At 48.6% G+C, this 23,762-nt stretch carries 17 protein-coding genes; 16 read left to right on the top strand and 1 reads right to left on the bottom strand.

From position 1 onward, the window contains the following. The first annotated feature begins 5 nt into the window (after positions 1–5). From VV089_RS11285 to VV089_RS11230, 12 genes are all read left to right on the top strand, one after another. On the top strand, positions 6–1,142 hold the full coding sequence (locus VV089_RS11285) for a sodium ion-translocating decarboxylase subunit beta (protein WP_334335940.1): 1,137 nt from the start codon (positions 6–8) through the stop codon (positions 1,140–1,142). Positions 1,143–1,255: 113 nt separating this feature from the next. Further along, positions 1,256–1,402 (top strand): hypothetical protein, encoded by a 147-nt coding sequence (locus VV089_RS11280; protein WP_334335939.1) that lies wholly within the window; start codon positions 1,256–1,258, stop codon positions 1,400–1,402. A gap of 111 nt (positions 1,403–1,513) precedes the next feature. Further along, entirely contained in the window at positions 1,514–2,536 is a 1,023-nt protein-coding gene (locus VV089_RS11275; protein ID WP_334335938.1) for a hypothetical protein, read from the top strand. Between the two features lie 160 nt (positions 2,537–2,696). Then, entirely contained in the window at positions 2,697–2,891 is a 195-nt protein-coding gene (locus tag VV089_RS11270) for a hypothetical protein (protein WP_334335936.1), read from the top strand. A 387-nt stretch (positions 2,892–3,278) separates the two neighbouring features. Continuing rightward, positions 3,279–3,749, top strand: coding sequence for a pyridoxamine 5'-phosphate oxidase family protein (locus tag VV089_RS11265; protein WP_334335935.1), 471 nt, complete (start codon positions 3,279–3,281; stop codon positions 3,747–3,749). A 108-nt stretch (positions 3,750–3,857) separates the two neighbouring features. Further along, positions 3,858–3,992: a hypothetical protein gene (locus VV089_RS11260; RefSeq protein WP_334335934.1), complete on the top strand. Its 135-nt coding sequence runs from the start codon at positions 3,858–3,860 to the stop codon at positions 3,990–3,992. Between the two features lie 172 nt (positions 3,993–4,164). Then, complete coding sequence (locus VV089_RS11255; RefSeq protein WP_334335933.1) at positions 4,165–5,628, top strand: MBOAT family O-acyltransferase; 1,464 nt, start codon at positions 4,165–4,167, stop codon at positions 5,626–5,628. Between the two features lie 78 nt (positions 5,629–5,706). Continuing rightward, entirely contained in the window at positions 5,707–7,017 is a 1,311-nt protein-coding gene (locus VV089_RS11250) for a hypothetical protein (RefSeq protein WP_334335932.1), read from the top strand. A 68-nt stretch (positions 7,018–7,085) separates the two neighbouring features. Next, positions 7,086–7,757: a response regulator transcription factor gene (locus tag VV089_RS11245; RefSeq protein ID WP_334335931.1), complete on the top strand. Its 672-nt coding sequence runs from the start codon at positions 7,086–7,088 to the stop codon at positions 7,755–7,757. An 87-nt stretch (positions 7,758–7,844) separates the two neighbouring features. Further along, complete coding sequence (locus VV089_RS11240; protein WP_334335930.1) at positions 7,845–8,822, top strand: sensor histidine kinase; 978 nt, start codon at positions 7,845–7,847, stop codon at positions 8,820–8,822. A gap of 316 nt (positions 8,823–9,138) precedes the next feature. Beyond that, entirely contained in the window at positions 9,139–9,822 is a 684-nt protein-coding gene (locus VV089_RS11235; RefSeq protein ID WP_172544183.1) for an ABC transporter ATP-binding protein, read from the top strand. Beyond that, positions 9,819–12,527, top strand: coding sequence for an ABC transporter permease (locus VV089_RS11230; RefSeq protein WP_334335929.1), 2,709 nt, complete (start codon positions 9,819–9,821; stop codon positions 12,525–12,527). Before VV089_RS11235 ends, VV089_RS11230 begins: the two co-directional genes overlap by 4 nt. A gap of 118 nt (positions 12,528–12,645) precedes the next feature. Here VV089_RS11230 and VV089_RS11225 read toward each other — a convergent pair whose 3' ends face one another. After that, on the bottom strand, positions 12,646–15,207 hold the full coding sequence (locus tag VV089_RS11225; protein WP_334335928.1) for a hybrid sensor histidine kinase/response regulator: 2,562 nt from the start codon (positions 15,205–15,207) through the stop codon (positions 12,646–12,648). Positions 15,208–15,519: 312 nt separating this feature from the next. Between VV089_RS11225 and VV089_RS11220 the strand changes: the two genes are divergently transcribed. The 4 genes from VV089_RS11220 (at position 15,520) to VV089_RS11205 (ending at position 23,625) form a co-directional block, all read left to right on the top strand. Then, complete coding sequence (locus VV089_RS11220; protein WP_334335927.1) at positions 15,520–19,209, top strand: MBG domain-containing protein; 3,690 nt, start codon at positions 15,520–15,522, stop codon at positions 19,207–19,209. A gap of 184 nt (positions 19,210–19,393) precedes the next feature. Continuing rightward, entirely contained in the window at positions 19,394–20,131 is a 738-nt protein-coding gene (rpsB, locus tag VV089_RS11215; protein ID WP_334335926.1) for a 30S ribosomal protein S2, read from the top strand. Positions 20,132–20,232: 101 nt separating this feature from the next. Then, positions 20,233–21,171 (top strand): translation elongation factor Ts, encoded by a 939-nt coding sequence (tsf, locus tag VV089_RS11210; protein WP_334335925.1) that lies wholly within the window; start codon positions 20,233–20,235, stop codon positions 21,169–21,171. Positions 21,172–21,486: 315 nt separating this feature from the next. Next, positions 21,487–23,625: a hypothetical protein gene (locus VV089_RS11205; RefSeq protein ID WP_334335924.1), complete on the top strand. Its 2,139-nt coding sequence runs from the start codon at positions 21,487–21,489 to the stop codon at positions 23,623–23,625. The last annotated feature ends 137 nt before the right edge of the window (positions 23,626–23,762 follow it).

Raw genomic sequence — 23,762 nt, 5'->3', positions numbered from 1 at the left:
ATGATATGGAATTTTTATGGGAAGGTTTTTTGCAGATTACCTGGCAGCAGGCAGTGATGTATGGTATCGGCATTCTGCTGATTTATCTGGCAGTAAAAAAGGGCTATGAGCCGGCACTGTTACTGCCTATGGGTTTTGGAGCGATTCTTGTGAATCTGCCCCTGTCCGGCGTGATCAATCAGAATGTGGAGGGAATCGGAGAAGTAAACGGAATCATTGAGTGGCTTTTTGATGTGGGAATCGAGGCGTCGGAAGCTCTGCCCATCCTGCTTTTTATCGGGATCGGAGCCATGATTGACTTCGGTCCGCTTTTGTCCATGCCCTCGATGTTCCTGTTCGGGGCAGGCGCCCAGTTTGGCATCTTCTTTGCCTTAAGCACGGCGGTGCTCCTGGGCTTTGATTTAAAGGACGCAGCATCCATCGGAATCATTGGGGCGGCAGACGGGCCCACCTCCATTCTGGTGTCCCAGATTCTTCATTCAAAATACGTAGGAGCCATTGCAGTGGCAGCTTATTCTTATATGGCGCTGGTGCCTATCGTTCAGCCCTTTGCTATCCGTTTGGTGACAACAAAAAAAGAACGCTGCATTCGGATGGAGTACACGCCGGGCACAGTGTCCAAGGGGATGCGGATTGCATTTCCCATACTGACTACCTTCCTGGTGGGGCTGGCGGCTCCCCAGTCTGTGGCCCTGGTGGGATTCCTTATGTTCGGCAATCTGATTCGGGAGTGCGGCGTACTGGGAACTCTGTCAGATACGGCCCAGAATGTGCTGGCGAATCTGATTACGCTGCTTCTGGGGCTCACTATTTCCTTCAGCATGCGGGCGGAGGCCTTTGTAAATGTGGATACCCTTGTAATTATGGGCATTGGCCTGATTGCCTTTATCTTTGACAGCATCGGCGGCGTGCTGCTGGCGAAGCTTCTGAATTTGTTCCGGAAGAAAAAGGTTAATCCCATGATTGGCGCTGCCGGAATTTCCGCATTTCCCATGTCAGCCAGGGTAGTGCAGAAAATGGCCCTGGAGGAGGATCCGGGAAATATCATTCTCATGCATGCAATCGGAGCCAACGTATCCGGACAGATTGCATCCGTGATCGCCGGCGGCCTAATCATCGGGCTGGTGTCGGCGTATCTGTAGATCGATTTACAGGCACAGCATTAAGTGGCTGGAAATCGATTTAGATCAAGTGTACAGTGAGAAATATTACGGAACTGGAAAACATTACGGAACTGGAATAGGAGGCGAAAAGCATGTGGCAGAATTTTATTATTTCATTGGAAATAATGGGAAAGGGAATGTTGGGGATCTTTGTAGTCATCGGACTGTTAACCCTGGCAGTAAGCGTGATGGGGAAGCTGTCCCACAAGGAAGATCACGAATCGCACATTGATGCTTGAAATTAACTGTGCTATAATCAATGCGGCAAAGCGGATTTTAACAAAGAGATCCGAAACTTGGAAGCTTGCAGCAGACAAAGACCCTATAGAAATGAAAAGGAGCTGATAATAATGGCCGAATCCCCGTATATCCCGCCCAAGGACTGGACTCAAGAGCAGGTTCAGGAAAAATTACAGAACCTCATCGATCATGTAGAACGTTTGAAGGACGACTGGTGGGACAAGGACTTGAAGGGACTCATCAATGTCCATGGCGTATTTTCTCCACAGCTGGCTCGGGCGGCTCTGGAGAAAGAAGTGTTTCAACCCAGCGAGATCTACTATCATGCCCCAGAGGACGTGCGTGATGGCTTGACTGCCAAGCTGCTGGAGACAGAAGACTCGCGGATGGCAGGAGCTCTGATGTGCTGTTTGGCCATGCAGGGGGACGATAAGGCGCTGGAGATTCTCTTTGAGCTGGAGCAGCACCCACGCCCCTGGCGGAAGAAGTTATATGTGGATCCTTCGGTGTATGCTCAGTGCGGCGGCTGGACCTTTGACAAGGCCGGGAAGCGGCGGCAGCTGAATTTCGACACCTGCTATCCTCTCGTCAAGGGAGATCGGGCCCGGAACGGCGCCGCCCGTATTTTCCGCTCCCGAAAGGATCGGTGCCCACAGTGCGGCGGCAGGCTGTCGGATTTTCTAGTGCTGGACGGCCGGGACGAGCGTTTGCGCTTTCTGGGCATAGACGGCATCTTCACTGCAACTGCCTGTCTTGGCTGCATCCCCTGGGCCAGCCCGTCCTACTCCCGTTTCACTCTGGACGGAGGCAGCACACCCATTTTCCCCTATGAGAGCGGTTGTGAGGAGGCCATGGAGGACGAGTGCGTGGAGCAGATGGGAGACAATCCCTATGTGCTGGCAGAAGAGCCGGCCCCGCTCTTCTATGGGGCGGACTGGGATGAGAGCAGTACCATTGGCGGCTTCCCCTTCTGGATCCAGGACTGGGAGTACACGCCCTGTCCTGATTGCGGCAGGCCCATGAAGCTTGTGGCTAAGCTCTCATGGGAGATGCTGGATTTTATGGAGGGTAACTGCTATGTGGAGGTGTGTCCGGAGTGTCAGGTGGCCTCCGTGCACCATCAACAGACTTGAAGTTAGGCAGATGAACCGGAAAGGACTCTTTTCTTTTTTGCAGTCTTACAAAAATGTAAGCTGCTGCGCAAAATTGTAAGGTAGATCGATGGAACGGGAAACAGGAAGCTGGTATTCTTATATCAGAAAATAAAAACAAAAAAGAAAAGGGGTTTTCAAAATGAAAAAAATAGTAAAAGAAATGTCAAAGGCAGCAGCAATGATAGCAGTTATTATCGCAGTCCACATGATGTTATCCTATGTATTTACCTACCATGCGGCAGAGGTATTCTCCAAGACAGCTCTTAATATATTGTTCTTTTATTACCTTCTTAAGGGCGTCAGAAAATGCAGGAGCGCCGCTGCAGCCAGATAGAACAAATATTCCGCAGAATTTTGCAAAAATGTTAAATATTGTTAAATCTTTTTGAAACGCTTGACAAGAACGAAGGAAAACGTCATAGTAGAGTTAATCACAGGGTGGGAGATACTTCCACCCTGTTGTTACGTGAGCAGGTATTGGGTGTTACGGAACTGGAATCAGTAAGCATCAGTCAGTGCACAGATCGATTTACAGACGCAGGAATTGCGGCTGGAAATTGATCTAGAAGAAGGTGTACTGATTGATGCTTACGGAACTGGAATCAGTAAGCATCAGTCAGTGCACAGATCGATTTACAGACGCAGGAATTGCGGCTGGAAATTGATCTAGAAGAAGGTGTACTGGCTGATGCTTACGGAACTGGAATGGAGAAAAAGAGAAATGAGAAGAAAAGACAGGGAAATTTCGGATTTTGACGAGATGATAGAGGTGATAAAAAAGTGCGATGTCTGCCGTGTGGCCATGCAGGGAGAAGAGTATCCTTATGTGGTGCCGCTGAATTTCGGCATAGAGACGGACGGAACCCAGGTTGTGTTGTATTTTCACGGGGCTTTAGAGGGAAAGAAGTATGAGCTTCTGGCAAAGAACAATAAGGTCTGCTTTGAGATGGACTGCGGGCATACCCTTTATACGGATATGGAGCAGGGAAACTGTACGATGTGCTATGAGAGTGTGATCGGCTTCGGCGTGATGGAGGAGGTGCCGGAGGAGGAGAAACTGGAGGCTTTGGATATTTTGATGGAGCATTATCCCGTTCCTGCAGGATTCCGTTATAATGAGGCAGTGGTTCCAAGGACGAGACTGCTGCGGCTTAGGGTAAAAGAGATGACAGGGAAGAGACGGGAAAAGTAGGAGTGCGCCGGGAGCAATGGATGCAGGCGCAGAGGAAGCCCCTATGCAGGATACAAAATGATTGAATTGTAAGTAGATTCCTTCGCCGCAGGGCGGAGGATTTTTACCGTGATAAGCCGACTGCCTGCGGCAAAAAAATCCAGGGAAACCGAAGAAGTGACATTGCAGGAAGGGACGGCTTATGTTATTGTAGAGGAAGCACAAATCGATTTACAGACACACGCTTTTGTGGCTGGAAATTGATTTTATACCAGTGTACTTTGAAGGAAATTACGGAACTGGAAACAGTAATATCCTTCAAAGTGCAAAAATCGATTTACAGACACATGTTTTTGTGGCTGGAAATTGATTTTATACCAGTGTACTTTGAGGGATATTACGGAACTGGAATGGAGAACTGGAATGGAGGATACGTATGCTGTTTAATTCCATGGGATTTTTAATATTTTTTCCCATCGTGGTACTAATGTATTTCCTTATGCCGCGCCGGGTCAAGAATCTGTGGCTGCTTGGGGCGAGCTATTACTTTTATATGTGCTGGAATGCAAGATACGCATTGCTGCTGCTCACGTCAACGGCCATTACTTACTTAAGCGGCCTGCTCATCCAGCGTGCAAAAGAGAACGCTGCCTGCAGAAAATGGGTGGTAGCGGGAAGCTTTGTGCTGAATCTCAGCATTTTATTCTATTTCAAATACATAAACTTTATGCTGGATCTCCTGGGACAGCTGTTGAGGGCAGTCCATGTTGAGCTCCAGGTTCCGGCCTTTGACATCCTGCTTCCGGTGGGAATCTCCTTTTACATCTTCCAGGCCCTAAGCTACACCATGGATGTGTACCGGGGAGACATTTATGCGGAGAAGAATTTTTTCCGCTATGCCCTGTTCGTGTCCTTCTTCCCCCAGCTTGTGGCCGGCCCCATCGAGCGTTCAAAAAATCTCTTGCGGCAGCTGTCCGAGCCGAAAAAATTTGATTACTGCCGGGTACGTGAGGGGCTTCTTTTCATGCTCTGGGGCTTTTTTCTGAAAATGGTGATTGCCGACCGATGCGCTGTTCTGGTAAATACCGTTTACGGGGATTACGCCTCCTACCGGGGCTTCCAGCTGATTCTGGCAAATGTGCTGTTTGCCTTCCAGATTTACGGGGATTTTATGGGCTACTCTGTGATCGCAAAGGGAGCGGCCAAGGTTCTGGGCTATGAGCTGATGGAGAACTTCTCACAGCCCTATTTTGCCGAAACCATAAAAGATTTCTGGAGAAGATGGCATATTTCCTTAAGCTCCTGGCTTCGGGATTATCTCTACATTCCCCTGGGAGGAAGCAGAAAGACAAAGGGGCTTAAGTACCGGAACATTCTGATTACCTTTCTGGTCAGCGGCCTCTGGCATGGGGCCGATATTACCTTCGTGTTCTGGGGAGCTCTTCACGGACTGTACCAGATCGCCGGGGAGCTTTTGGAGCCTGCGGCCAGCGGCATTTGCCGAAGCCTCCATGTGAATACCGGAACCTTTTCCTGGAAAGTCTTACGGATTCTGAAAACCTTTTTCCTGGTGGACATTGCCTGGATCTTCTTCCGGGCAGACACCATGGCGGCGGCGTTTCAGATTCTGCGGCAGTCCTTTGAACTGTCCAATACAGGACTTTTGCTGAACAACGGTCTCTATGAGCTTGGGCTGAATGAGAGAAATATATCCATTCTCCTGCTGGCCTTTCTCCTGCTGGCTGCTTACAGCATATTGGGGGAGTGCAAAATCAATGTTATGGAGCAGCTTTCCAGGCAGAACGCCCTTTTCCGGTACGCCGTATATTGGACAATCGTGGTTTTGATCACATTTTCCCTGGATATCACAGGACAGGAATTTATATACTTTCAGTTTTGAGCAAGGCTTACATAGATTGAAAATGAAAAATGTTATAAGCTTTTATGCCTGAGCCAAGGGAAAGGAATGGGTATCATTATGAAACATATCATAAAATTAGCAATAAAGGGCATCTGCGTCATGCTTCCCATGATTGCCATCTATGCCTATACATGGTTCAATCCTCTGGGTTATATGGATGAAGAGTCCCCTCATTATCTCTGGAACAAAGAAAAGGTCAATTCGGAAGAAACCTGTTATTACGACACCATTATTCTGGGAGATTCCATGGCAAATGCGGCCTATATGCCGGAAGTGCTGTCGGATACCGCCATCAATCTGTCCCTGGGCGGAATGACGCCGGTTGAAAATTACTATGTCCTCCAGGACTGGCTTACCACCCATAGGGCGCCCAGGGTCTGTTATCTCAGCTTTCAGGACGCTCATATGATTATGGAGGACTGCTTTTGGACAAGGACGATGTACTCCCACCGGTTCCGGAGGGAGCAGAATCTGGAGATCCTGCGGACAGCGGAGATTTTCCGGGAGCCTACCATAATTACGGATACGTATAAGACGGACTTTATCTCTTATGAGTTGTTCCTGCCTAACAAATATATTGCATCCATTATGAATTCCGGCTTTAACCAGCGCTATGAGAAGAACGTGGAAACCCAGAAAAGAGATGAGCTCCACCGGGGGCGCTATGTGGCAAGGGGGGCGGATGAATTTGAAGGAGGCGAAAAGGCAGCTTTGGAGGAATTCTATGTCAATCCCATCTTTGAGGACTACTATAGAAGGCTGATTGCAATGTGCGTGGAAAATGGCATCCAGGTACGCATTGTAAAGCTGCCTCATCCAGAAAATGTGGGCTTTACAGAGGAATACAAGGCCCAGTTCCATGAATTCTACGGCAATCTGCAGAAGGATTATCCCGAAATCACTGTAGACTGGATTACCAATTATGACAGGAAATGCTTTGTAGATGCCAATCATCTCAATACCTACGGAGCGCTTAAGCTCAGCAGCGACATCAGAGTGCTTTATCCGGAGGATTTCGGCACAGTGCCCTTTACCAAAGGGCAGGCAGAGGCTGTCAATGACTCCATACTCACCGTAAGGAGAGGCGAGCAGCTCATAGACTGGATCTGCGGAAGAGACTATACCCTCTTTCTGAACGACGGCGCAGGGGTCTATTCTATTTCCGGGCTCAACAACCGGAAGGAAGGCCAGGAGGTCTTGGAGCTGGAGAACGGGCTGAAGGTCTGGCGGGAATCCGCTGACACCTGGAGATGGGAGGAGCATGTGCTGGGAGATTTCAGCGTTGTTGTGATAGATAATTATAATCAGAAGGAAATCTGTCGAAAATCCTTCTGGAGAGAAAAAGAGACCTGCCGTCTGGCAGAATAAAAAGCAGACTCAATGGGCGTCTGGTGCAAGGACGCCCATTGGGCGGAACCGGAATGGAAAGGGGAGCTATGGCAAAAATACTTCTGGTAGAGGATGACAAAAACATCGTGGAAAATTTAAGCGCCGTTCTGGGGGCAGAAGGCTTTCAGGTAAAGACAGCTTCCGGCCAGAAGGAGGCTCTGGAGGCGGTGGAGCAGGAGAGCTTTGACCTTCTGCTTCTGGACGTGTCCTTAAAAGACGGCAACGGCTTTGCAGTCTGTTCCGCTGTGAAGGGAAAGGGAGATCTGCCTGTGATCTTTCTGACCGCCTCGGGGGATGAGTACAGCGTAGTGACCGGACTGGAGCTTGGGGCAGAGGATTACATCAGCAAGCCCTTCCGCCCAAGAGAGCTGGTATCCCGGATACGAAGCGTTCTGCGCCGGTGCGGAAAGACCCAGGCAGTGCTGGAGATAGGGGATCTGCGGGTGGACACGGTGCGGGCCCTGGTGACAAAGGGAGGACAGGAGTGCTTCCTCTCTGTGCTGGAATACCGTCTTTTGCTGTTTTTCCTCAACCACAAGGGCATGATCCTTACCAGAAACCAGCTCCTGGAGGAGATCTGGGATGCGGCAGGGGAATTTGTCAATGACAATACCCTTACGGTCTACATCAAGCGTCTGAGGGAAAAGATAGAGACCGATCCCCAGAATCCGCAGATTATCCGCACGGTACGGGGGATGGGGTATAAGCTTGGGGATTAAAAAACCAGCGGCACAGTCATGGGGCTGCGGAACAGGAACAGGTATTTTGCTATGAGCCTTTTTCGGAATCAGGAAATCAGAAACCAGATGGCGGTTTCGCTGTTCATTCTTATCATTGCAGGAAGCATAGATTTTTTCTTTTTTCCCGGCAGCCGCTCCGGTATAGCCTATACCTTTTTGTGCTGTCTGGCTATGGGCCTTAGCTGGCTTATCTTTACAAAAAAGCGTTATAGGAATCTGAAAAAGCTGGCTGTGGATGCAGACCGGATGCTTCACGGAGAGCGCAATCTGAATTTTACAAACTACCAGGAGGGGGAGCTTGCCATCCTGGCCAATGAGGTGGAGAAGCTTCTTTGGCGCCTGACGGAGCAGTCGGATAAGCTGCAAAGGGAGAAACGCTATCTCAGTGATTCCCTGGCGGATATTTCCCACCAGCTTCGCACGCCGCTTACGTCTCTGCAGCTTCTGCTGACCAGGCTTTTGGAGGCTCAGGACGAGGGCGAGAAGCGCCGTCTGGCCTATGAGGGGGCCAGGCTTTTGGAAAGGGTGGACTGGCTGGTGGACGCCCTTCTTAAGATTTCGAAGATTGACGCAGGGACTGCTGTGTTTGCAAAGGAGAGGGTGGATGCAGAAGCCCTGGTTGAGAAGGCTCTGAACCCTCTGGGAATCCCTATGGAGCTGCGTGAACAGAGGGCCCTCCGGGAGGTGGAGGCCGGCGCAGGCTTTAGGGGGGACGCAGCCTGGACGGTGGAGGCCCTGGGAAATATTTTGAAAAACTGTATGGAGCATACGGGACAGGGGGGAACCCTGTGGATCCATGTATTGGAAAATCATCTGTACACGGAGTTTCAGATTGAGGACAATGGAGAGGGGATTGATCCGGAGGATCTGCCGCATCTCTTTGAGCGTTTTTACAAGGGGAAGAATGCGTCTGATTCCAGTGTCGGTATTGGGCTGGCGCTTTCAAGAATGATCGTCTGCGCCCAGAACGGAACTTTGAAGGCGGAGAACCGGGATGAGGGAGGCGCGCGGTTTACGATGCGGTTTTATAAAGGGGTAGTGTAGGGGGGACGCAAAATAATCCGGCAGGCATTTCCATATCCTGTGTTCGGACGATTCGCGTACAGTCTGTCTGCTAGGATCAGACATTGTTTGGTTTTTGAAGTGGGGATGGGCTTGTGGGGAATGTCTGTTCCTATCAGACAGACTGTGCGCGAATAGCCGGACACTGGATATTGGAAATGCCTGCCGGATTATTTTGCTGTGTGTTGTTAAAAGGGAGTGTAAAGTGACGTTTTTGTTATATGGGTGTCACTGGAATGTCATTGTGGGAGGTTATACTTCAAAATAGAAGTTGATTTTGATAAAGGAGTGGATGGTTATGGAGTTGTTGAAGGTGGAGCATCTTTCTAAGGTGTATGGGAAGGGTGAGAATGAGGTGAAGGCGCTGGATGATGTGTCTTTTTTGGTGCAGCAGGGGGAGTTTGTAGCTATTATCGGGCCTTCGGGGTCGGGGAAGTCTACGCTGCTCCATATTTTGGGCGGGGTGGATCGGCCGACCTCGGGGCATGTGTATCTGGATGGGAAGGATATTTATAGTCAGAATGAGGAGCAGCTGGCGATTTTCCGGCGCAGGGAGATTGGGCTTATTTATCAGTTTTATAATTTGATTCCGGTGCTGGATGTGGAGGAGAATATGACGCTGCCTGTGCTGATGGACGGGCGGGAGGTGAATGAGGAGCGGCTTTTAGAGCTTCTTCATGTGCTGGGGTTGGAGGGGCGGAAACGGCATCTTCCCAATCAGCTTTCCGGGGGACAGCAGCAGAGGGTGTCTATCGGGCGGGCGCTTATGAATGCGCCGGCGATTGTGCTGGCGGATGAGCCGACCGGGAATCTGGATTCTAAGAATAGTCAGGAGATTATGGAGCTTTTGAAGCTTTCTAATCAGAAGTATGGGCAGACGCTTCTTGTGATTACTCATGATGAAAGCCTGGCGCTGCAGGCGGATCGGATTATTTCTATTGAGGATGGGAAGATTGCCAGAGATGAGGTGATCCGCAGATGAATGTATTTACGAAGACGACGATTAAGACCTTGAAGAAGAATAAGATGCGGACGCTGGTGACTATTATAGGGATTGTTTTGGCTGCTGCTATGCTGACTGCAGTGACGACCTTTATTTCCAGTCTGCAGAATTATATGCTGCGGGCGGTGGTTGCGCAGATGGGCAACTGGCATGGAGCGGTCTATGAGCTTTCCGGGGAACAGATGGGGGAGCTGGAAGGTGATGAGAGGGTGGAGGAGACGGCGGCCATTCAAGAGATTGGCTTTGCTGTGCTTCCCGGTGCGACGGATGAAAGCTGGCTGGACAGACAGGCGCCCTACCTGTTTGTGCTGGGTATGGCGGAGGAGGCAGGGGAAATGCTTCCTGTGCGTCTGAGTAAGGGGCGGATGCCTCAGAATGAGGGGGAATTGGTGGTTGCTTCTATGGCGATTGCATCAGGACGGGCGGATATTGAGGTTGGAGATACGGTGACTCTGGAAATCGGGAAACGTATGTCTACGGGGAAGGAACCGGAGGAGCTTTTTCTGTACAATCCGCTGCTTATGACAAAGGAGGATGACGGTGCGGAGCTTGAGGTTGCGGAAGAGCTGATTCCCCGGGAAACGCGGACTTATAACGTAGTGGGACTTATGGAGACGCCTGGCTTTATGGATGCCGGAGGCAGGGAGGCTTACCTGGCTATTACTGCGGCGGATCAAGAGCCGGGGGAAGACAGCCGTTTTGTCGGTTTCTACCGGTGCCGCAAATCGTCGGATGTATATGAGGTTGCGGATACGTATATGGCGGGAAGCTCCTATGCTACGAATAATTCGGAGCTTCTGCGCTACCAGGGGGTATCTCTGAACCGGCCTTTTATGCGGATGCTTTATGGGCTGGCGTCGATATTGATTGTTCTGATTATGACGGGAGGCATTTCTCTGGTGTATAATTCCTTTGCTATTTCGGTCAGCGATCGGACGAGGCAGTTCGGACTGCTGGCTTCTGCCGGAGCGACGCCGAGACAGCTTCGGGGGACGGTGATTCGGGAAGCTCTTCTTGTAAGTGCCGTCGGGATTCCGCTGGGGATTTTCAGCGGTATTGTGGGGATTGGAATTACGCTGCATTTTACGGGAAACGCTTTTTCTTACCTGTATTATTCTTCCTCGGAGGTATTGCGGCTTTCCGTTTCCTGGCCGGCGGTGGTGATTGCCGCTGTGACGGCTCTGGTTACGGTTCTCATTTCGGCCTGGATTCCCTCCAGACGCGCGGCCAGGGTTTCGCCTATGGAAGCGATACGCCAGACCGGGGATGTTAAGGTGGCCAAGGGGATTGCCCGGAAGGGAAAGCTTTCCTACCGCTTGTTTGGATTGGAGGGGATGATTGCCGGGAAGCATTTCAGCCGGAGCAAAAAGCAGTACCGGACGACGATTTTTTCCTTATTTATCAGTATTGTGCTCTTTATCTCCGCAAGCTCCTTTTCCTCTTATGTGAAGAGCAGTGTGGACATGGTTAATGATATTTCGGAAAATGATATTTCCATGTATATTGAGGAGGAGAAGGAAGGCGAGATAGAGGAAATCCGGGAGCGTGTGCGGGGGACGCAAGGAGTGGATCATATGCTTTCCGAGAGCTGCATCAATATGGATGTTCCCATCGACCCGGAATTGGTGTCGGAGGACTACCGGGCTTTTCTGGAAACACAATATAATGGGGATGATACGGGATGGGGAGGGCTTTACCGTGAGGATGGAAAGCTGATGTTTTATGATTCCCGGATTCTGGTTCTGGAGGACGCGGCGTATGAGGCTTATGTGGAGGAGCTGGGACTTTCGAAGGAGGAATATCTGGGAGCGGAGACGGATAAGGTAATTGTCCTCAATCAGCTAAAGGGGTATATTTCCGAACAGCAGCGTTTCCGGCTTTATGATATTTTGAAGGCTCCCGGAATGGAGATTGAGATGCTGATGACGGATTACGATGCCTGGAATGAGGCGGAAAGGGCAGCGGGGAAGGATTTGGCACGGACCGATTTCCAGAAGCCCTGCAGGGTAACGGTGGGGACATTTGCCGAGCACGCGCCTATGAATCTCTATGGGGAGTGGGGCGGAGGTTTCTCTGTCTTTCTCTCGGAGAGTATGCTTCAAAGGCTGACAGGGGAGGAGTATCCTTATTTTAGTACCGTGCGGTTCTATATACAGGCCGAGAATCACCGGGAGACGGCAAAGCGTCTGGAGGCGCTGGCTCTGGACGGAGGCTATGAGAGTTATTTCATTGTGATGGATGAGGCGGAGACGCGCCAGACTCACAGAAGCCTGCTTTTGACGGTGGATGTGTTTACCTTTGGATTTATTACACTGATTTCGCTGATTGCGGTGGCCAATGTGTTTAATACCATTTCCACGGGAGTGCTGCTGCGGAGGAAGGAGTTTGCGGTTCTAAGCTCTGTGGGTATGACGCCTAAGGGACTTCGGCGGATGCTGAATTATGAATGTGTGCTCTATGGGTGCAAGGCTTTGCTCTATGGGCTTCCGGTGTCGCTTTTGGTTACCTGGCGGATCTACCGGGTGGTGGCCGGGAGTATGGACGTGGGCTTTTACATTCCCTCAGTCAGTATCCTGATTGCCGTGTGCAGCGTGTTCCTGGTGGTGTTTGCCACGATGATGTATGCCAGAAGCCGGATGAAGGGAGAGAATATCATCGACAGTATCCGGCAGGAGAGTCTGTAGGAAGAGGAAAAAATAAAAGAAAAGGGTCTGTGGAGAAAGATAAGATCAGATTTTCTGATATCATATTTCTCCACAGGCCCTTTCTCTTTATAATCTTAACCCTCCGGAAATAAAGGTGTTACAGAATGAACTTCTTCAAGAGGGAAATGACCTCGTCCAGGTTGATAGGCTTGGCAGTGTGGGCATTCATTCCGCTGTCCAGGCAATGCTTGACGTCCTCGGAAAAAGCGTCTGCGGTCATGGCAATGATGGGAATCGTCTGGGCATCGGGACGTTCCAGGCTGCGGATTGCTTCGGTGGCTTCGTAGCCGTTCATAACCGGCATCCGGACATCCATCAGAATGGCCTTGTAATATCCGGGCTCAGAGGCCTCGAATTTTTCCAGACAAATTGCTCCGTTTTCCGCCCATTCCAGCTCCATGCCTACATCAGACAGCAGCTCTTCAAGAATCTCCCAGTTGATTTCATTGTCCTCTGCTGCCAGAAGGCGGCATCCGGCCAAATCCATATCTTCGGTTATCGTGTTTTCTGCTTCTGCCATTCCCATATACTGCTTTAATCCATGGAACAGCGTGGATTTAAACAGCGGTTTCGATATAAAACCGTTGATACCGGCTTCCCGTGCTTCCGCTTCAAACTCATCCCAGTCATAAGCGGAGATGAGGATGATAGGCATATTCTCCCCTACAATCCGCCGGATCTGTCTGGCGACCATGAGGCCGTCCATGCCGGGAAGCTTCCAGTCCAGCAGGACAATCTGGTAATCATCCCGAAGCTGGTGCTGCTTGCGTACCAGTTCCAGGGCGGATTCTCCGCTTAAGGTCCAGTGGGCCTGGATTCCGATGGATTTCAGAGCATCTACGGCTGTATGGCACAGGATCTCATCATCATCCACCACAAGCATCCGCCAGGGTGGGAGAACCATATCAATCTCTTCGATCTCAGCCTTTTCCAAATCCAGAATCACATGGATCTCGGTTCCCTTGTCAGGCTCGCTCTCTATGGCAATGCTTCCGCCCATGGTATCAATAATGTACTTTGTGATTGCCATCCCAAGTCCGGCACCCTCTGTCTTCTGCACCCGTTTGCTGTCGGCTCTTGAGTAGGAATCAAAAATCTGGCTGAGGAACTCCGGCGTCATGCCGATACCGTTATCCTTTACAATGATATGATTGCGGATATAGGCACTTCCTTTATCTTCCGGCGCTTCCTCCTGGAATAAGGAGAGCTGTATGGTGCCGTTTTCATGGGTGTACTTCACTGCGTTGGACAGCATATTCAGTAAAATCTGGTTGAGCCGGACACTGTCGCAGTACACATCCTCGGCCATTATGTTATCAATATGAACGTTAAAGTTCTGGCTTTTTGCCTTGACCTGCGTCTGTACAATGTTGACGATTCCTTCTATGACTTCACGTAAGGAAATCTGCTCTACGGTGAGGGTCATTTTGCCGCTCTCGATCTTGGACATATCCAGGACATCGTTGATCAGCCCTAAGAGGTGCTTGCCGGAGAGGGCAATCTTTTTCAGGCAGTTCCGTACCTGCTCCTTATCGTCGATATGGGCTGTGGCAATGGCCGTCATGCCCACAATGGCGTTCATGGGAGTACGGATATCATGGCTCATATTGGAGAGGAAGGTGCTCTTTGCCCTTGTGGCAGCCAGGGCGTCCTGGCGGGCCGCTTCCAGCTCTATCAGCTGCTGCCGGGTCATACGGAAATAGCTGTAAAAGATAATAACCAATACAATAAGGATTACAGCGATGACAAGCATGGTGGTTCCTGTCCGCTCTGCGTTCATGTTCTCTACGGTTTCGTTGAGAACCCCGAAGGGAAGAATGGTCAGGAGATGCCATTCGGAGTAGGGCAGAGACGTACAGTATATCTGCTGGCTGGCAGAATTGAGATTCAGCACGTTGGAATAGCTCTCCTTCTTCTCCATGGCATCGGAAAGCTTTTGGATATGAACCTCTATTTGACCGGCATCTTCCTCCGGATACCGTTCATACAGGCTGGTAAAATAATCGGGATATTCGTCACTCATATCGCTTATAATGAAGCTTCCGTCTTTCCGGATAATATGGGAATAGATGAGTGCGTTGTCTTCTTCGGTACTCAGCATGGTGCTGATATATTCTATAGGGACTGCAGTAATAAGGGCTATGGACTTCTGGCCGTCCGACATGGGGTAGCCGGCGCTGACGCCGAACAGAACCACATCGCTGCCGGTGGTGCTGCGGCCTACGGCGACCTTTTTTTCACCTTTCTGCAGAGATTCAAAGAAAGGCTCCGGATCGGCAAGCTCAATCTTTTCCCCATAGATCATTTCCAGGGAGTAGTCTTTGGAACAAAGAGCCAGATAATTAAAGCCCCTGACACGGATACGGTAGATAAGATCCTCATATATGGCGTCCGTACTCTCCTGATCGGCAGATACGACTTCCGTTACAGCTTCCACCTGCTCAAGCTTTAAGTCAATCAGGGTCCGGAAATGGGCGGTGATATGGTCATTGATTCCGGACATGTACAGGTTGCCTACTTTGTTGATAGCTTCTGTACTGACGGTACGCATGTGCCGGCCCAGATATATAAACGCCCACACGCTGATGAGAAGAAGCAGGACAAAGCTTCCAATCAAAAACTGGGTGGTGCGTGCCTTTTTGCTGCATTGGATATTCATGTGTATCTTTTCCTCCTGTTGCTTCTGTTTTCGGACAAACAGAGGTAATTATCGGATATTTCAAGGATAATGATTGCCTGGTTTCTACAATTATTAGAATTATATCAGATTCCTAAAGATAATTCCAGTGCTTCCTTGCAGTATTTTATTTTACACGGTAAGGAAAGAGTGATATAATAAAAGTAACAAGCAAAAACCCCTGCATTTTGGACACTTTAAGGAAGGCGGTCTCTCTGCTTTTGGGGACATGTATGAATGGGGCGGATGCAGAGTATATATCTTTATAGAAGCGTAACAGGAAAGGCAGACAGTATGAGAGTGTGGAAGCATAGATGGAAGAGAGGTTTTGCGCTGGTTCTGACAGCGGCGGTTATAGGAGGGAGCTTAGAGAGCAGAGCTTTGCCTGTGTGGGCAGCTTCCCGGAATATGCCGGAAGCGGAGGAGACGTTTACAAAGGTTCTGGAATGGGAGGAGGATCTGCCAAAGAGCGGGGAGCTTCTGGAAGGATACCTGCACCAGAGGGCTGCCGGTGAGCTGGGAGACGGGGCTTCACTGTATGGAAATGCAGGAGGAACAAGGCTTACCGGGGATGAAAAGAGAATTTATGAGGAACTGAAGAGGCAGATACAGGCGGCGGCTTCGGGAGCAAGGGATTCTACGGTATTTTCTGTGGATCCAGGCAGTCTTCCAGGCAGCGAAGGCGAGGTGGATGCTGCAGCCAGAAGGATTATATACTATCTTTTGATGGACTGTCCCTACGACTTGTACTGGTATGACAAAACGACAGGGAATGGATATGAGGTCAATTGGAGCAGCGTAAGCGGCAAGATTACGTCCTTAACATTTTCTCTGGCCGTTGGGGAGGAATACCAAAAGGGAACGGAGGCTTATCGGATAGATACGTCAAAGACGAAGGCAGTGAATAAAGCAGCCGACACGGCAAAACAGATTGTCAAGGCCAATGAAGGAAAAACGTCTTATGAGAAGCTTGCGGCTTATCTGGCAGAGATCAAACGCCTTGCTTCTTATAATGAAGCGGCCGCCGGCGATGCTTCTACCCCTTATGGGAATCCGTGGCAGCTGATCTGGGTGTTTGACGGAGATCCGTCTACCAAAGTGGTCTGCGAGGGCTATGCCAAGGCTTTTCAGTATTTATGCGATTTGTCTTCTTTCTATAATGCTGCGTGCTATACGGTTACCGGAACCATGGACGGCGGCAATCATATGTGGAATATTGTGACGCTGAACGGCAGCAATTATCTGGTGGATGCAACTAACTGCGATGACGGAACCGCTGGTGCGCCGGATAAATTGTTTCTGGCAGGCGCCCAGGGAAGCGTGGAGGGAGGATATGCCTTTTCCCTTGGCGGCAGGACGGTTACCTATCAGTACGACCCCAGTCAAAAGGGGCTTTTGGGAGATGTCTTAAAGCTGGCTTCCGATTATTATGAGAATGTGCCGGGACAAGAGCTTAAGATTCAGCAGGCGCCGACGGTCAATGGGAAAGTGACCTTCGGAGAACCGGCGAACAACAGCCTTCTGACGGGAGGCGCTGCAGTGGATGGGGCAAATAATACCGTTCAGGGTTCTTTCCAATGGGTAGATTCCTTTTACAGAGAGGCCGGAACGCCTTCTCTAAAGGTGGTTTTTATACCGGCGGATTCCAGGTATGAGCCTGCAGAAGCTTCCGTAAATGTCAAGGTGGAGAAGAAAACAGTTACCGTGAAGGCGGATCCGCAGAGCAAGGCAGTCAACCAGCCGGATCCGGAGCTGACATATACGGCAGAGGGCGTTGTAGACGGATGCCCCCTGCAGGGGGCTCTGACCCGCCAGGCCGGGGAATCAGTCGGAACTTATGCGATCGAGCAGGGAGATCTGACGGATGCGGAGAACCCCAATTACGAGATTCAATTTACGGGTAATACTTTGACGATTACTGCGGCGGACTGCAATGTCGCAGTGAATGAGAGACAGAATATCCGGCCCGGGACAGGAGAGTTTACAGAGCCGGTATTCACAGATGAGAATGGAAGCAGTATCGAGGGGACGATTACCTATACCTATAGCGGGCAGACCTATGATTATGCCGGCTTGAAAAATGTGCTTGCAGGACTTGCAGAGGGAAGCAGCGGAACAATTGCATACACCTTTGCGCCCACAAGCCCGGACTATGCTTCCCAAAGCGGAGAGATTGCTTTTACCATGAGCACGCTCACCTTTACCGTGGGAGGGACGGAGGCCACGGCAGAGAATGCGGTGACAATCAAAAAGGATGCCGTATACGGCGATTCCTGGTCTGAGATTGTAAAAATCGGCAGTATCACAGCCGGCACAGGCGCAGGAACGGACAGTGATTCTGCGCATTTTACCCTGCGGGAAAGCGGCCGGCCGGATGCCGGAGACGCTCAGAGCTTTCAGGTCCTTTACAACGGAACCATAGAAGGGAAAACCTATACGGACGAAGTAGTTCTGACGGGGAAGGCGGATGTGGCGAAACGCACTGTTACGGCGGAAGCCGGAAGCTGCCGGATCACCAAGGTTTATGATAGGACACGGGATCCGGGAACTGCATCCGGGGAGCTGGCGATTCAGAATCTGGCATCTGGGGACGAAGGCCTCCTTACTATTACGGTAACACCGGGAGCCTATCCGGACGCTAATGTGAATGGACAGAAGAAGGTGGCTGTGACCCTTGCCCTGGAGGGGGAGGGCCTTAAGAACTATGAGCTTCTGAATGATACCTTGGAGCTTCCGGGGGAGATTAAGCCGAAATCTATCGCGCCTGTTGTGAAGGTTTCAGGCAGCTACAGCTTTACAGGCAGTGCGGTAACGCCTGCGCTGACGGTTTCGGACGGAACGGATGTGCTGGCTGAGACAGATTATGAGGCGGTTCTGAGCAATAACAAGAGCGCCGGGACGGCCAAGGTGTCGGTGAGCCCGAAGGCCGGGGGGAATTATACCTGGAGCCCTGCCGTTGAGGCGTCATTTACCATTGACAAAGGTAATTATACCGGAACAAAAACCATGGCGGTGTCGGCCAGACCAGGGGAGACGGCTTCCTTTAATCTGTCCTCTGTGCTTCCTGCCGGATATAAGCTTGGCAGCATCCGGGTGGAAGACCGGGATCGTATTTTTACAGGCACGCCTTCTCTTTCAGGGTCTAAGGTGACCGGAAGCCTGGTGAATGACAGCTCAAAGGCCGGAAAGAAGGCCGTGATTACAGTGCCGGTAACGGAGACGGCGGACTATCAGGCTTTTGAGCTGACGCTTACGGTGAATGTGCTGGCCTCTGCACAGAATCCGGGGTCGAGCAATAATAACAATAACAACAATAATAACAATAACAACAATAATAATGGCAATAATAATGTGAACGGCGGAAATAACAGCAATAACAATACCACTGCCAACGGGACGGATAAGGTGGAGTACAGCCTGTCTATGGAGACGGGGATCTCCAAGGTGCCAACGGCCCTTAGCAGTATAGAGGACTTGAATACAACGGAAAAGATTGAGTCGAAGATGAAGCAGGAGCTGCAGAAACGGGCGGCAGGCGTTGCTTCGGATAAGGTGGTGGTCTATGATGTTGTCCTTATGGTGAACATCAACGGGACCGGATGGAAGACGGCCACGAAGGACAATTTTCCCCAGGGAGGGCTTACAGTGGTGATTCCTTATCCGGAGGGAACAGATCGGACGAAGCATGATTTTGTTGTGAGCCATATGTTTACAGAGGAGATGAACGGGCATAAGGCCGGGGAGATCGAGTATCCTTCTGTGACCAAGACGGGGGAGGGGCTTGAATTTAAGGTAAACGGTCTGTCACCGATCTCCGTGGGCTGGTCGGAGGTCGGGAAGCTGAATGATCCCAGCGGGGCCGTTAAGAGCCCGAAGACGGCGGATATGAGCCCTGTGGAGATGTATCTTGGACTGCTTGTGCTTGCAGCATCTGCGCTGGCCGGTTTGCTGCTTTTGGAGCGCAGACGGATGAGGGAGCGGTGATGGCCCGGATGCACCGGATGGCCCGGATATGAAAAAAGGCTTGCAAAGGTTTGTTTCCCATGATATACTTTCTAAGTTAGCGAAAAATCACGCGGTCCTTGCCAAGAACGGTGCCGGAGCATTTGCTCGGGTCTTTGCGGCAGACAGGGCTTGCGGAAGAACAACCACATGGAGGTAAAGAAACATGAGCGTTATTTCAATGAAGCAGTTACTGGAGGCAGGTGTTCATTTCGGACATCAGACAAGAAGATGGAACCCTAAGATGGCTCCCTACATCTACACCGAGAGGAACGGCATCTACATCATCGACCTGCAGAAGTCTGTAGGAATGGTAGACGATGCTTACAAGGCTGTATTTGACATTGTGGCAGACGGCGGCACCATTCTGTTCGTAGGAACAAAGAAGCAGGCCCAGGACGCCATCCGTACCGAGGCAGAGCGCTGCGGCATGTTCTATGTAAATGAGAGATGGCTCGGCGGCATGCTGACCAACTTCAAGACTATCCAGAGCAGAGTAAACCGTCTGAAAGCCATCGAGAGAATGTCCGAGGACGGAACTTTTGACGTACTGCCTAAGAAGGAAGTTATCGCACTGAGAAAAGAGTGGGAGAAGCTGGAGAGAAACCTTGGCGGTATCAAGGAAATGAAGAGAGTTCCGGATGCAATCTTCGTAGTTGACCCGAAGAAGGAGAGAATCTGTGTTCAGGAAGCGCATACACTGGGAATCCCCTTGATTGGCATCGCAGATACCAACTGTGATCCGGAAGAGCTGGATTACGTAATCCCCGGCAATGACGATGCAATCAGAGCCGTGAAGCTTCTGGTATCCAAGATGGCTGACGCCGTAGTGGAGGCAAACCAGGGACAGGCAGAGGACGTAGAGGAAGCTTATGACGAGGCTGCCGTACCGGCAGAGGAGTAATCCAAAAGCTTTCCAAGAGGTCATTTACGCTGCAGCGTATGCAGTTCGTGCGGAACGGGCCGTCATATGTCTGTGGGAATATATAGATGGAGGAAAAAACAATGGCAGTAACAGCAGGAATGGTAAAAGAATTAAGAGAGACAACCGGCGCCGGCATTATGGACTGTAAAAAAGCCCTGGCCGAAACGGATGGAAATATGGAAGCAGCCATCGACTGGCTGAGAGAGAAGGGACTTGCAAGCGCCCAGAAGAAGGCAGGCCGTATTGCAGCAGAGGGTATCGTAGCAACCCAGCTTATAAATGATGACAAGAAGGCCGTAGTGGTTGAGGTCAACGCAGAGACAGACTTCGTAGCTAAGAACGCTAAGTTCCAGGCTTTTGTAGCGGATGTAGCGGCACAGGCAGTAAATACCGGCGCAGCTGACATTGATGCATTTATGGCTGAGACCTGGGAGAAGGACAGCTCCATGACTGTGAAGGAGGCTCTGGCCGCTCAGATCGCAGTTATCGGCGAGAATATGAACATCCGCCGCTTCCAGCAGATGGAGGAGGAGAACGGATTCATCGCTTCTTATATCCATGCAGGCGGCAAGATTGGCGTTCTGGTAGATGTTGAGACAGATGTGATCAATGACGATGTAAGAGAGATGGCAAAGAATATTGCTATGCAGGCAGCTGCTTTGAAGCCTCTGTACACCAGCGATAAGGAAGTGGATGCGGAGTATATTGAGAAGGAAAAGGCTATTCTGCTGGCGCAGATCCAGAACGATCCCAAAGAGTCCCAGAAGCCGGAGAAGGTGATCGAGGGCATGATTAAGGGACGTATTAATAAGGAGCTGAAGGAGATCTGTCTCTTGGATCAGGTTTATGTGAAGGCTGAGGATGGAAAGCAGTCTGTGGCCGCTTATGTGGCACAGGTGGCTAAGGCGAATAGCGCTAACATCACGATCAAAGGATTCGTTCGGTTTGAGACTGGGGAAGGTATGGAGAAGAAGAACGAGGACTTTGCGGCTGAGGTGGCTAAACAGATGAATATGTAATCGCTGTCAGGCGGTAGAAGAGAATAAGAGCTTAAAACCCTTGGAAATCCCGGAAAATGGGCGTTTTCGAGGGTTTTTTGTGATCTTGAGTGAGGAGTGTAACTTATCATAAATTACCGTATTTTGACCAAAATTTTGGGGATATCGCAACTTCCCCCAAATGTTCATAAGTTTCCCCTAAAACGTTCATGTTTTTTTAGGTTATGTATCTTATTGTAGGTTATCAGATAGAAATATAATTAAGAATGTTCATCTCCTTGATTTCCTTTTGCACATACGATAAGATAATAATAGATATTTATCTGGGAGGAAATCATGGGGACAAAGGATGAATTCGCTACAACGATACAGCTTTCCTATTTGTTGGCGTCAGATATTGGAGTCTTAGGTGATGAAGCTACTGTTATTGATGCTATCCATCATGCAAAAGAAAAAGTGACAGAGGATAATATACAACAAGTTATTGAAGAATTATTTCACGTTAATATTTCTCTTGAAAATTTAAAAAGAACTATTTCGTCTTTACATAATCAGAATAAACTATGTAGAGAGGGGCAATGCTTAGTTATATCGCCTCAGACATTGGAGGAAATAACAAAAGTGGCATTGGAAAATGGAAAAATAGAGACAGAAGCTTTGTTAGAATGGTTTTCGGATTATGAAACTTTAACAGGTGAGCTTTTGTCTAATAAATCAAGAGAAGATTTGAAAAATAGTATTCTTGTTTTTGTACGGACTTTTTTCCTCACGCATGGTGCAGATTGTTATGAGTTTATTTCTGGACAGAAACAGAGAGAATACAATGATATTTCTACCCTTGCAGACAAAGCGGTAGTAGGAAATGACTTAGAACAAAAAAATGTAATTGAATTTTTAACTACACTTTTTTCTCGTGATTTGTCAGAAATACAAAAATTATTTTTATTAACGTTATTAAAGAAGGCAGTACATTATTTATCAATGGTAGTAGATCACTCTACTCAAGAAACAATTGTTCGTCAGGTAGATGGAGCCTCTATTTATTTAGACACAACTGTCTTATACCGTTTATTTAATTTGCAAGGAGAGGAACGTTATCAATCGATAAAGCGGTTGGTAGATTATTGTAAGAAAGCAAATGCTAATATAAAGGTTTTTCGTACAAGTGTAGAAGAACTGGAAAGAAGAATTGATTATGATAGCAAGATAATTATTGCTCATCCGATTCCAGTTTCTTTTGCATCTATAGGCTATAAAAGTCGGACTGAAGAAAATTATATTAGTACGTTTTGGAAAGAGAAAGCAAAAACAGGAGTTTCAGCAGAGGATTTTAATTTTCGGTTCAAAAATGTAAAAACATTATTGGAGGAATATGAACTGGAAGTTGATGATGTGGATTATATTGCCGAAAATAATTTAAATGGGAATGTAGAAATATTAGAGGGTAAAGTAAGTCGTTTTAGTAGATCATCTCCTGATTTTTCAAAATCGGATAATGCAATTAGTCATGATGCAAAGTGTTTGGCTATGATTTCTCATTTGCAGGAAAAGGGAGCAAGTTCAGTAATAGATGCAAAAACATTCTTTTTGACTACTGATTGGAGTTTGATTCGGTTACAACGATTGGATAATGATTACAAGGATAGTATTGATATGGCGGTATTGCCATCTCAACTTATGCAACTATTTTGTATGACTTCTCCCACTACGGATTATTTTGAGGCGTTTTTAGGATTGTTTTCATCCTCAAGGACTTCTTTTGGAATAAATAAGCTTAGCAATGAACAAATGCAGGAAGTTTTAGGGCGAGTAGCTATGTATAAGAGTACAACGCCTGCTTTTGCTGAGAAAGTTCTTTCAAATCAATTGATTCAGTCAACCTTTGGAAAACAGGAGTCGGAGGAAGAAAAGAATCAGCTGATTGATGATGCTATGATTTCGACGGCAGAAGACATGGAGCAGGAGATAAACCTCAAAGATCAAATAATTTCTGAAAAGGAAGAAAGGTTAAAACAATCCGAAGAATCTCTTCGGAGGGCCGATAAAGAGATTCAGATAAAGCAACTTGATATAGAAAGGCTGTCTGAAGAAAACGAGGTGTTAGTAAAACAAACAGCAGCATTAGAACAGGACAATTTAAAGTATAAAGAAAAGTATGAAGTACAAGCAGAAAAAAATGCAAGAAAAAAAGCAATGGCTCGATATGCTATTGGTATTGTCATGACTATAATAGGTGTTATATTAATTATTATTTCAGTTATGGCTCTTTTTCCAGAAACTTCAAGATGTGTACAGCCAATATTTTTTCATATCACAGAAAGTGTATTTATAAAGGAAATAGATTCTCTGATTGATGTTATAGGGGTCTTTGTGACATTAGGTTTGGCGACAATTTCTGGAGGGTATGTTTTATTCAAGCCAGGATATAAGGGACTTCAACAGAAATATTTAAAGAAATATATAGATGAGCTCTAAAATAAAAAGTCTTTTGCAATTTTGTAATAGAGGATAGTATTTTAAATAAAAGTATAATATAATTAAAAATATGATAAGATTATAGAGGGAAGTTAATGTCATTGAAATAAATGAAGAATATATGATTTAATGTAGTT

Source organism: Candidatus Merdisoma sp. JLR.KK011 (genome assembly GCF_036941125.1).
Classification (GTDB): Bacteria; Bacillota; Clostridia; order Lachnospirales; family Lachnospiraceae; genus Laedolimicola.
The sequence above is the reverse complement of the archived record's forward strand: the minus strand, read 5'-3'. Positions and strand labels throughout refer to the sequence as shown.

What these genes read in the sequence shown, in the direction of transcription:
- VV089_RS11285 (WP_334335940.1), top strand. Translation starts at nt 6, where the DNA reads ATGGAATTTTTATGGGAAGGTTTTTTGCAGATTACCTGGCAGCAGGCA.
- VV089_RS11280 (WP_334335939.1), top strand. Translation starts at nt 1,256, where the DNA reads ATGTGGCAGAATTTTATTATTTCATTGGAAATAATGGGAAAGGGAATG.
- VV089_RS11275 (WP_334335938.1), top strand. Translation starts at nt 1,514, where the DNA reads ATGGCCGAATCCCCGTATATCCCGCCCAAGGACTGGACTCAAGAGCAG.
- VV089_RS11270 (WP_334335936.1), top strand. Translation starts at nt 2,697, where the DNA reads ATGAAAAAAATAGTAAAAGAAATGTCAAAGGCAGCAGCAATGATAGCA.
- VV089_RS11265 (WP_334335935.1), top strand. Translation starts at nt 3,279, where the DNA reads ATGAGAAGAAAAGACAGGGAAATTTCGGATTTTGACGAGATGATAGAG.
- VV089_RS11255 (WP_334335933.1), top strand. Translation starts at nt 4,165, where the DNA reads ATGCTGTTTAATTCCATGGGATTTTTAATATTTTTTCCCATCGTGGTA.
- VV089_RS11250 (WP_334335932.1), top strand. Translation starts at nt 5,707, where the DNA reads ATGAAACATATCATAAAATTAGCAATAAAGGGCATCTGCGTCATGCTT.
- VV089_RS11245 (WP_334335931.1), top strand. Translation starts at nt 7,086, where the DNA reads ATGGCAAAAATACTTCTGGTAGAGGATGACAAAAACATCGTGGAAAAT.
- VV089_RS11240 (WP_334335930.1), top strand. Translation starts at nt 7,845, where the DNA reads ATGGCGGTTTCGCTGTTCATTCTTATCATTGCAGGAAGCATAGATTTT.
- VV089_RS11235 (WP_172544183.1), top strand. Translation starts at nt 9,139, where the DNA reads ATGGAGTTGTTGAAGGTGGAGCATCTTTCTAAGGTGTATGGGAAGGGT.
- VV089_RS11230 (WP_334335929.1), top strand. Translation starts at nt 9,819, where the DNA reads ATGAATGTATTTACGAAGACGACGATTAAGACCTTGAAGAAGAATAAG.
- VV089_RS11225 (WP_334335928.1), bottom strand. Translation starts at nt 15,207, where the DNA reads ATGAATATCCAATGCAGCAAAAAGGCACGCACCACCCAGTTTTTGATT.
- VV089_RS11220 (WP_334335927.1), top strand. Translation starts at nt 15,520, where the DNA reads ATGAGAGTGTGGAAGCATAGATGGAAGAGAGGTTTTGCGCTGGTTCTG.
- rpsB (WP_334335926.1), top strand. Translation starts at nt 19,394, where the DNA reads ATGAGCGTTATTTCAATGAAGCAGTTACTGGAGGCAGGTGTTCATTTC.
- tsf (WP_334335925.1), top strand. Translation starts at nt 20,233, where the DNA reads ATGGCAGTAACAGCAGGAATGGTAAAAGAATTAAGAGAGACAACCGGC.
- VV089_RS11205 (WP_334335924.1), top strand. Translation starts at nt 21,487, where the DNA reads ATGGGGACAAAGGATGAATTCGCTACAACGATACAGCTTTCCTATTTG.